Origin of the sequence: Prevotella sp. TCVGH, from assembly GCF_023522295.1 — a bacterium.
Lineage (GTDB): Bacteria > Bacteroidota > Bacteroidia > Bacteroidales > Bacteroidaceae > Prevotella > Prevotella timonensis.
The window spans coordinates 1-2,300 of record NZ_QFFX01000127.1; the positions used below are offsets into that span (position 1 = coordinate 1).

The 2,300-nt window shown below is 33.1% G+C and carries 2 protein-coding genes; both read right to left on the reverse strand.

Features of this window, described 5'->3' with window-relative positions; all coding sequences use genetic code 11:
- Positions 1-58: 58 nt before the first annotated feature.
- Positions 59-1,471, reverse strand: a complete 1,413-nt coding sequence (locus DEM91_RS12375) for a PqqD family peptide modification chaperone (RefSeq protein ID WP_249859107.1) — start codon at positions 1,469-1,471, stop codon at positions 59-61.
- Between the two features lie 55 nt (positions 1,472-1,526).
- Complete coding sequence (locus DEM91_RS12600) at positions 1,527-1,649, reverse strand: hypothetical protein (protein WP_262499427.1); 123 nt, start codon at positions 1,647-1,649, stop codon at positions 1,527-1,529.
- Positions 1,650-2,300: the final 651 nt, after the last annotated feature.

Consider the following 2,300-nt stretch of genomic DNA (forward strand, 5'->3'; position numbering starts at 1 on the left):
CATGGCAAAAACCTGGGCAACAAAATGTTGCTCAGGAACTTATAAAAATAATTATCAATTATGTTGCGGAATTAAGGCTCACCTCAAAAGGGTTTCCTGTAGAACTTTCATTTGAGTTTCTAACCATACAAACAGAACAGAAATCTTTCTGAAGACATGATTTGCATTCTTGAATATCTTTACGTCGTATAGAGCGCAATTTTTTTATTTCCTCCGATTTAAGCCAAATATTCTTAAGTGTATCGTGGTTTAGATTTCCCACAATTCTGTCAGACCAGCCTACACAAGGGTAGACATTTCCTTGAGGACTAATGCAAATAGAAGAATTACAAACACTGCAAATATAATCGTCTGCAGATTTCTTTTTATTATCTGCGATTTCTTTTTCAAGATCTTCAATATAAGAAGAGTCATTAGTCATCTTATCTGCAATAAATTCGTATAGTTCCTCGTTTGATACTCGACAGTTCAAATTTTCCTTATCGTGATTGTATTTGGCAATGATGGAATAGTCGAACCCCAATGGAACTTTTTGCTTAAACGCCCACTGTTGGACGCTTTTATAACTATCATAATTGGCATTCATAATAGGGCAACTTAATTGAACAGGGATACCATTCTCTATTAACTTACGAACAGAAGTACAGGTTTTCTTCAGACTATTTTTATGCCGAGTAATCCCATCATGGACCTCTGGTCGCATTGAGTAAACGGAAGTCTGAACACTAAGCAAGGGATTATTTTTCATTTCCCTGATCATGTTCTCGTCAAGTAATGTGAGATTAGAAAGAACATTGACAGACATGTCGTACTCTCTACATCTCTTTATAAAATCAACAAAGTGTGGATGTAGCATTGGTTCTCCACCACTTATTGTAATGTGAAGCAATTTCATTTCTTGGGCTTGATCCAGAATACGATAAAAGAATTTATCATCCATCAATTCTGTTTTTAACTCATGAGGTATATAACAATGAATACATCTTTCATTACACTCACTTACAATCTCCACATGAATGCTAGTAGGAAAAGGAGATTCCCCAAACCGTTTACCCAAAAACTCTTGTGTTTCGATTAGTTCACATTCTTTCTTGTATGGATTTTGATCATTGATTCTATTTGTTCCCAAGCCATAGAGAATATTATTCTTGTTACATTCTTGTGGAGATTCGCCTTTAATCACAAATCCCTTCATGTTTAGCAAGTCAAGAAATTCAACGATGTCTTTCTGTAGATTATATCCTTCTTCAATTTCAAAAAGCAAGGTAACCCTATCTGTAATTTCATTAATAGAAAGGGGCTGTTTTTCGAGGCAAGATAGAATATCCGCACCTGTTTCTGAAACAATTTGATCACCAAGAATGAAATCAGTACCTGTGAAATTATATCCAAAATTTCGATTATCTGTTATATAACCAAAGTCTCCGTAATTACGGAAAAGTACAAGAGGATTAATTTTATAGTATGCCATAAAAATACTTGAAAATATCCGATGGTGTCTTAAAGACACCATCAGATTTGTAAATTTAGCGATGTCCTCCAGGTCCAGGAGGATTACAAGGTCTACCGCAAGGTCTGCTATTAGGACGACAATCTGCCATCTTAACAGAGCCTTGAGCCATTAGCATAGGTTTTTTGAATTTTTTCATACCTAATCAGTTTTAAGCCATAATGGCCAATTAATACTATGTCTTCTTGCGAAAACGTTAATAACACTTCTTATATCCTATACCTTGGAATAATAGGAATACATTTTTCTTGCAAAACTCATTCCAGATAGACATACAATTCATCGTTGTGTCAAAATGGCAGTATTGATCAGTGTCTTCATAAGAAAGGACTATTATTTTTCTTAGCTTATGTTATTAACTACGGAGTACTGATATAGCATTTACCGAAATGAATAAAGATTAATTTTGTTCTGAAAACACAAACTTGACGGGAGATATAAAATAGGATAAATCAAAAACAATATTTTTTACAAGCAAGACTATATTGCTATTCTTAGGTAAAAATAGGAATGAAAATTATTTCGAAATGGCAGTTGATATAAAAGAAAAAATGGAGAAAGTTTTGTCTTTCTTTGTGGATAATGTGCCTTTGAGTTGCAAAAATCGATTCTTTGAAAGAATATAACAAGAAAGAAAATAAAAACTCTGCAGGTTTTCCTGTCGTTGCCGATTCTTCTATCTTCTTATTTAAGTTTATCAAAATATAGCCATTTATAATTAGTGTTTACTGAATAATGTATAACTCTCTGATATTTAAGTTTATATAACTTTATTTCTTCGTTTGTTTAA

Excerpts from the sequence above, each read along its gene's own strand:
- DEM91_RS12375 (WP_249859107.1), bottom strand. The coding sequence starts at position 1,471 with ATGGCATACTATAAAATTAATCCTCTTGTACTTTTCCGTAATTACGGA.
- DEM91_RS12600 (WP_262499427.1), bottom strand. The coding sequence starts at position 1,649 with ATGAAAAAATTCAAAAAACCTATGCTAATGGCTCAAGGCTCTGTTAAG.